The sequence below is a fragment of the Pseudorhodobacter sp. genome, from assembly GCF_030452865.1.
Classification (GTDB): domain Bacteria; phylum Pseudomonadota; class Alphaproteobacteria; order Rhodobacterales; family Rhodobacteraceae; genus Pseudorhodobacter.
In genome coordinates this window covers 1-6,551 of sequence record NZ_JAKDLJ010000196.1, presented here as the reverse complement: position 1 = coordinate 6,551, position 6,551 = coordinate 1, and the positions used below count along the sequence as shown (strand labels likewise).

General features: G+C 60.1%; 8 protein-coding genes. 3 read left to right on the top strand and 5 right to left on the bottom strand.

Going from position 1 to position 6,551, the window contains the following annotated elements:
• A partial coding sequence (locus L0H65_RS12010; protein WP_301459291.1) for an endonuclease/exonuclease/phosphatase family protein occupies positions 1–242 on the bottom strand: 242 nt, incomplete at its 3' end.
• Between the two features lie 235 nt (positions 243–477).
• On the bottom strand, positions 478–1,164 hold the full coding sequence (locus tag L0H65_RS12005; protein WP_301459290.1) for a response regulator transcription factor: 687 nt from the start codon (positions 1,162–1,164) through the stop codon (positions 478–480).
• Positions 1,165–1,321: 157 nt separating this feature from the next.
• On the opposite strand from L0H65_RS12005, the gene ribA reads away from it, so the two are divergent.
• On the top strand, positions 1,322–2,404 hold the full coding sequence (gene ribA, locus L0H65_RS12000) for a GTP cyclohydrolase II (RefSeq protein WP_301459289.1): 1,083 nt from the start codon (positions 1,322–1,324) through the stop codon (positions 2,402–2,404).
• Complete coding sequence (locus L0H65_RS11995; protein ID WP_301459288.1) at positions 2,401–2,904, top strand: L,D-transpeptidase; 504 nt, start codon at positions 2,401–2,403, stop codon at positions 2,902–2,904. The genes ribA and L0H65_RS11995 overlap by 4 nt, the downstream gene beginning before the upstream one ends.
• On the opposite strand, the gene L0H65_RS11990 is transcribed toward L0H65_RS11995, so the two are convergent.
• The 3 genes from L0H65_RS11990 to L0H65_RS11980 form a co-directional block, all read right to left on the bottom strand.
• The gene (locus tag L0H65_RS11990) at positions 2,901–3,575 is read right to left on the bottom strand and encodes a hypothetical protein (RefSeq protein WP_301459287.1); all 675 of its coding nucleotides are present in this window, start codon (positions 3,573–3,575) and stop codon (positions 2,901–2,903) included. The genes L0H65_RS11995 and L0H65_RS11990 overlap by 4 nt on opposite strands.
• Complete coding sequence (locus L0H65_RS11985; RefSeq protein ID WP_301459286.1) at positions 3,568–4,221, bottom strand: YggS family pyridoxal phosphate-dependent enzyme; 654 nt, start codon at positions 4,219–4,221, stop codon at positions 3,568–3,570. The genes L0H65_RS11990 and L0H65_RS11985 overlap by 8 nt, the downstream gene beginning before the upstream one ends.
• Before the next feature lie 141 nt (positions 4,222–4,362).
• A complete protein-coding gene (locus tag L0H65_RS11980; RefSeq protein ID WP_301459285.1) occupies positions 4,363–5,301 on the bottom strand; it encodes a porin in 939 nt (312 codons plus the stop codon).
• A gap of 458 nt (positions 5,302–5,759) precedes the next feature.
• Here L0H65_RS11980 and L0H65_RS11975 point away from each other — a divergent pair, with 458 nt between their 5' ends.
• Entirely contained in the window at positions 5,760–6,284 is a 525-nt protein-coding gene (locus L0H65_RS11975) for a DUF3576 domain-containing protein (RefSeq protein WP_301459284.1), read from the top strand.
• Positions 6,285–6,551: the final 267 nt, after the last annotated feature.

The window sequence follows — 6,551 nt, the reverse complement described above, 5'->3', positions numbered from 1 at the left end:
CCACCGACATCCTCCAGCGACAGTTTCGACAGAATCGCAACACCGTTATAACCCTTCTGCCCGCGCGCAACCATGTGCCGATAGCCCAGCGCCTGAAACTGCGCCGTCGGGATGCTTTCCACCGGGCTTTTACATTCCTGAAGGCACAGCACATCCGGTGCCTCCTCTCCCATCAGGCGTGCGACAAGACCTTCACGCAGACGGACCGAATTGATGTTCCAAGTGGCTAGGGTGAACGGCATTCTATGCTCCTGCTGCGGGTTGCGATACCGTAAGCCGCGCGCTTTGCGCACTCAACCCCCAGCGCAGTTTTCGCCCATCAAGGCAAAAAAAGACCGGGCACAAGGCCCGGCCAAGGTCCAACAGGGAGGATGCCGCGCCATTACCCCGACGCGACAAAGGGATCGTTCAACCAATATACGCTATAAACCCGCGATTTGTTCCCTACAGTTGTCGATTCTGGCAACAGTATGGCCTTCAGGCAACAAGTCGGTATCCGCCCGACTCCGTCACCAACAACCGCGCGTTGGAGGGATCGGGTTCAATCTTTTGCCGCAACCGGTAGATATGCGTCTCCAGCGTATGGGTCGTGACCCCGGCGTTATAGCCCCAAACCTCATGCAGAAGCACATCGCGCGCCACGACCTCGGACGATGCACGATAGAGAAACTTCAGGATATTCGTCTCTTTCTCGGTGAGTCGGATTTTCTTTTCCCTCTCGTCCAGCAGCATTTTCTGCGCTGGCTTGAAGGTGTAGGGGCCAAGCTGGAACACCGCATCCTCGGATTGCTCATGCTGGCGCAACTGCGCGCGGATGCGAGCCAGAAGCACCGGGAACTTGAACGGTTTGGTGATATAATCGTTCGCCCCGGCATCGAGACCCAGAATGGTGTCAGCGTCGGTGTCATGTCCGGTCAACATCAGGATCGGGCTTTTCACCCCCACCTTGCGCATCCGACGGCACAATTCGCGGCCATCAGTGTCGGGCAAGCCGACATCAAGAATGACCAGATCATAGAGCGCTGCCTTCGCTTTCTCCATCCCGTCGGCACCATTGGCCGCCTCGAAGACATCGAAATCCTCCGTCATGACCAATTGCTCGCTCAGTGCCTCGCGAAGGTCATCATCGTCATCCACCAAAAGAATCTTGCGCAATGCGGCCATTGTCCTGCTCCTTCTTTGTTGTGAAAGAGATGCGCCCGCCACACGCTTCCGACAAGATATGCGTCAAACTTCTCACGCTGACGTGTGGGTTTTGCAGGATATGTTTCAATTTCCGGTGGCGGCGGTTACATCAAAGACGGTGCAAAGAGGTGCTGCCATGGGACTTGGGCTGTCGACCGTCGAACGAATGACCCGCGCGCGGGGTGATTTGCGCATGGGTGTGCCGGTCTTGCTGCGAAATTGCAGGGATGCGTTGCTGATCGTTGCGGTTGAGTCGCTGTCGGACGAACGACTGGTGGCGATGCGAGGTCTTGGGCCGCTGCAACTGGTTCTGACGGCGCGGCGGGCCGAGACATTGAAAACCCCGGCCTATGACGGTGATCTGCTCCGCGTTGCGGTGCCGCATGGCGCGGGGCTGGACTGGCTGCGCGCGCTGGCCGACCCGGCAGATGATCTGCGCTTCCCGTTGAAAGGGCCGCTGCGCAGCTTGCGCGACGGGCCTGCGGCCCTGCATCGCGCTGCGATTGCCTTGACGAAATCGGCGCCGCTGTTGCCTGCGGTTGTCGCTGTCAGCGTGACCCCCGACCTCGCGGAGGCGGAGGCATTGACGCATTTGTCGCTGACGGAAATCCAACCGGAGTTGGATCGCGCCTCGCCGCTGCATCCCGTCAGTGCAGCGCGGGTGCCGATGGCAGCGGCGGGCGCTGGCCGGGTGCATGTCTTGCGCCCGGAGGACGGCGGGCCGGAACATTACGCGATTGAGGTCGGTCGCCCGGATCGCGACAAACCAGTGCTGGCCCGGCTTCATTCAGCCTGTTTCACCGGCGATGTGCTCGGCAGTCTGAAATGCGATTGCGGCCCGCAACTTCACGCCGCCTTGGCGCAAATGGGGGCGGAAGGCGCGGGCATCCTGCTGTATCTCAACCAGGAAGGGCGCGGTATTGGCCTTGCCAACAAAATGCGCGCCTATTCCTTGCAGGATCAGGGCTTTGATACCGTAGAGGCGAATCATCGGCTTGGATTTGAGGATGACGAACGCGATTTCCGAATCGGGGCCGATATCCTGCGCGAAATGGGGTTTTCCTCTGTGCGGTTGCTGACGAACAACCCGCGGAAAATCGCGATGATGGCCGCGGCGGGGATCACTGTGGCCGAACGGGTGCCGCTGCATGTCGGGCAAACCGATCAGAATGCCGCCTATCTTGCCACCAAAGCCGCCAAATCCGGGCATTTGCCATGAGTGTGCATGACCTTGTGCTGACCCCGACGGGCTTGCGGTTTGCCGGTCGGCGCTTTGCCTGTACCATCGGGCGTGGCGGCCTGACCCGTGACAAGCGCGAAGGCGATGGCGCGACACCGGAAGGGGTGCATCGGATTATCGGCATGTTCTATCGTCCGGACCGTTTGGGCGGCCAATCCTTGCCCGATTGGGCGCTGCCGATCCGGTTGGGCGACCAGTGGTCAGATGACAGCAACGACCCGGACTATAATCACCTTGTCCGCACGCCGCATCCTTTCAGCCATGAGGAGATGCGCCGCGCCGACCCGCTTTATGATCTGGTGATGATCACGGATTGGAACTGGCCTGATGCCCGCCCCGGCAAAGGGTCGGCAATTTTCCTGCATCGCTGGCGCAGGCCTGGGTTTCCAACAGCAGGATGTGTGGCATTCGGGCCTTCCGATCTGCTCTGGATCGCGTCACGGGTGCGGTTTGGCGCACGGCTGATCGTGCGGCGCTAACCGCGCACGAAATCCACCTCAAAAATCCCTGACCGCAGACGCATCAGCGTCACCCCGGTTTTCGCCTTCGCGGAGTCATACTCCATCCGGATCGTGATATTCTTGAGGTAAAGCGGCGACAGGTGGCCAGGGCCGAGAACGACCTTGTAAGCGATGTCACAGGTGGTGACGGTGCCGGATGTGGTTGATGCCCCGGAAGTCACTTGCACAACCCTGCGCCCGTCATAAAGCGCGAAAGGTGAAGGGCAGCTTTTGCCTGAAATCAGTCGCCCGAACCCTTCTACCGGGTCGAGCACACCGGGCGGCACGTTGGTAGCAACGCTCAGATCGGTGCGGTCCTTTTGCGGCGTGATCAGAACGTCGGTCAAATGGCCATCGGCGGCGCGCGTGATTGTGACTTCACGGGCCTTGTTCGATGAACTGCTGTTGCCCTTGTAAACCGTCGCGCCGGATCCCGAACCGGGGCGCGATGCACCGGTGTAGCTGCCGTTGAAAACGCCAAGTGGTGTGTTGTCGAACTGGCTGCGGACCTTACTGATGCCAGCACCGCTATCGAAGATGACCCAGCCGAGTTGCCGCCCGCCAAGAACCACGCCGTAACCCTGCTCTGCCGCGAGGGCGGGCGTTGCCAGAAGCAGCGTGGCGGCGATTGCGATTATGCCGCTATTCATATCGCCGCTCGCCAAAGATCGCAGAACCAACGCGGATATGCGTGGCACCTGCTGCGATTGCCGCCTCGAAATCGCTGCTCATCCCCATCGACAGGCCGGAAAGTCCGTTTCGCGCGGCCATCCCGGCAAGAGCTGCAAAATGCGGGCGGCTGTCTTCGCCTTCGGGCGGAATGCACATCAGCCCCCGGATCGGCAAGTCAAGCGCGCGCGCAGACGCGATGAAGGCGTCTGCATCATCGGGCAACACGCCGGCTTTCTGTGGTTCCGCGCCGATGTTGATCTGAATGAAAATCTCAGGGCTTTGACCCCGGCTTTGCGCCAGATTGGCGAGCTTGGTGGCAAGCGATGGGCGGTCGAGCGTGTGTATCGCGTCAAACAGCTCCACCGCCGGTTTCGCCTTGTTGGTTTGCAGCGGGCCGATCATATGAAGCTGGATCCCGCCGAACTCCGCCCGGAAATCCGGCCATTTCGCCACCGCCTCCTGCACATAGTTTTCGCCGTAGATGCGGTGCCCCTCCGCAAGCACCGCGCGAACACGCTCCGGCAGTTGCACTTTGGAGACCGCGATCAGGGTGACACCCGAAGGGTCGCGCTTGGCGGCTTTGCAGGCCGTCAACAGTTGGGACTGAATGGCGGAGAGAGTCATGTCACCGGGCCTTTGGTTGCGAACCGAAGGGTAAGACTGCCGCGGCAAAAAGGGAAGGGGCGGCAAGGCCGAAAGGCCGACACAAAAGGAAAAGAGCGGGCACAAGGCCCGCTCTTTCCGCTATCGTCAAATCCGGTTGGATCAGAACGAGAACTTCACACCCAAGGAAGCAACGGTCTCCTTGGCATAGCCACGCTCAACGCCGCCAGCCAAAGTCGCGCCGCCCAGATCGTAGTCAGCGCCGATGCCGAATGCGGTGTTGGTTGCGTTGCCCGCTGCGTTGTTGTTGGCGACATAGCCACGCAGAGTGATCGCGTCCATTTTGTAGTTGCCGTACAGGGTGATCGTGCGACCGTCGATGGTCTTGTCGCCGTTGTCCATGTAGAGCAAGCCAACGTTGGCCAGATCGTTCACAGCATATTCAGCGCCCAGGAAGTACAGGTCGTTGTTCTTCACGCCGCCGCCATTCTGTGCGGTTGCAGCAGAGATGGTGAACTGGTTGTACTTGTAGCTTGCTGCCAAAGCGAATTCAGAGGATTGGGCGGCAGGCAGGGTCTTCACGGACTGATCCGGATTGATGTAGGAGGCTTCAAGGTTGATGCCAGCCATGCTGTAGGCAACGTTCACGCCCATCCGGTTTGCTTCGGCCGCTGCATAGGCACCGGTCTTGTAGGAGTAGAAGTTGCCGCCCGGGTCACCGAAAGACGTGCCGTCAAAGCTGAGTTCCGAGTTGTAGATCAGCGCTGCGTCATCATATGCGCCGCCGACGTTACCAACGGTGACTTTCAGGCCATTGTACGATGCATAGACGTTTGCAGCGTTCAGACGGGCTGTCTGGCCATTGCTGTTGTAGTCGGACTGCATGCGAATACGACCACCGAAGGTCACGCCGGAATCGGTTTCTTTGGATGCGTCGATGTTGAAACGCAAGCGGTAAGCCAACTGGGTCTTGGAGGCGCCAACAGCCGCGCTGTTGTCATACTTCAAGCCGAAGCGGCCGATACCGGACAAGGTTACGTCAGCGGCAGCAACGCCAGCAGTTGCGACAAGTGCGGTCGTCGCGATAAGAATCTTTTTCATGTTTCCCTCGTGTGTTTGTCAAAGGTGCTGCCCAGTTCAGGGAAATCCGATCTGGGTATGCCCCTCTCATCCACTCTTCCGGCGTTGATTGCAACGATGACGGCACCCGATGAAGGAAAGACGTGGTTTGTGGTGCGACAATGCCACAGTCTGCGACACGCAACCGCCGCGGCAAGGGTTGAACAACCGTTTGGAGGCTGGTTTCACCCTGCTATACAAGGCGCGCCACGGGATCAGGGTGACGCGGGTACGAGGGTAGAGTGGTGGGATTTCATGGCCAGCGCATGGAGTTGGTCCGACATGACTGCGGCTTTCACCGGGCGATTCTGTGGCGGGTGGCGTGAAATGCCGTGATTCTGCTGCCGCAGATGCCGGCAAGTCCCGGCAGGCGTTGGAAAGCCCTTGTTCCACAGGGGGCGCTAAGTTAGACAAACAGTGCCAAGAGCCGGGAGACCCGTATGAGCCTTAATCTTCTTCGCGCCGCCCTGATGGGTGTGACCGTCGCCACCCTTGCAGCCTGCGGCATTGGCAGCGGGGATTCTGGGTTGTTCGGGTCACGCAAGGCGCCGATGAGCGCGTCCGAAGCGGCGGTGGCCGAACAGGCAGCGCAGGATGCGGCGAAGGCCGACTCGAATGAGGGGACGATCTGGGCCCTGTTCAGCAACTCCAGCGATCCGAACACCACCATTGAAGTGAACAAATATATCTGGAATGCAACTCTCGATATCCTCAACTTCCTTCCCGTTGAGACGGTGGACCCGTTCACCGGGGTTCTGGTGACCGGCTATGGCGTGCCGCCGGGCGGCGGGCGTGCTTACCGCGCCACCGCCTATATCCAGGACCCGGCGCTGGATGCGCGGTCGTTGAAACTGTCATTGCAAACGCGGGGCGGTGGCCCGGTCAGCCGGGAAACCCAGCGCGCGGTTGAGGATGCGATTCTGACCCGCGCGCGCCAGTTGCGGATTCGCGACAGCAAGCTGTGAGGACGGCAGCGGGGGCCAGCCCCCGCACCCCCGGGATATTTAGAAACAGATGATGTGGAAGCGGGTCTGGACGTTCAACAGGCTTGTGGGTTAACTGCGCCGGACATTTGATCCCCTGCTGTGAGGCCCGGTTATGCCCTATGATCCCGCTGTTATTGAAAAACATTGGCAAGAGGCATGGGCCGAGGCTGGCGTGTTCACCGCCAGGCGCGATGCTTCGCGTCCGAAATACTATGTGTTGGAGATGTTCCCCTATCCGTCGGGGCG

Excerpts from the sequence above, each read along its gene's own strand:
- L0H65_RS12005 (WP_301459290.1), bottom strand. The coding sequence starts at position 1,164 with ATGGCCGCATTGCGCAAGATTCTTTTGGTGGATGACGATGATGACCTT.
- ribA (WP_301459289.1), top strand. The coding sequence starts at position 1,322 with ATGGGACTTGGGCTGTCGACCGTCGAACGAATGACCCGCGCGCGGGGT.
- L0H65_RS11995 (WP_301459288.1), top strand. The coding sequence starts at position 2,401 with ATGAGTGTGCATGACCTTGTGCTGACCCCGACGGGCTTGCGGTTTGCC.
- L0H65_RS11990 (WP_301459287.1), bottom strand. The coding sequence starts at position 3,575 with ATGAATAGCGGCATAATCGCAATCGCCGCCACGCTGCTTCTGGCAACG.
- L0H65_RS11985 (WP_301459286.1), bottom strand. The coding sequence starts at position 4,221 with ATGACTCTCTCCGCCATTCAGTCCCAACTGTTGACGGCCTGCAAAGCC.
- L0H65_RS11980 (WP_301459285.1), bottom strand. The coding sequence starts at position 5,301 with ATGAAAAAGATTCTTATCGCGACGACCGCACTTGTCGCAACTGCTGGC.
- L0H65_RS11975 (WP_301459284.1), top strand. The coding sequence starts at position 5,760 with ATGAGCCTTAATCTTCTTCGCGCCGCCCTGATGGGTGTGACCGTCGCC.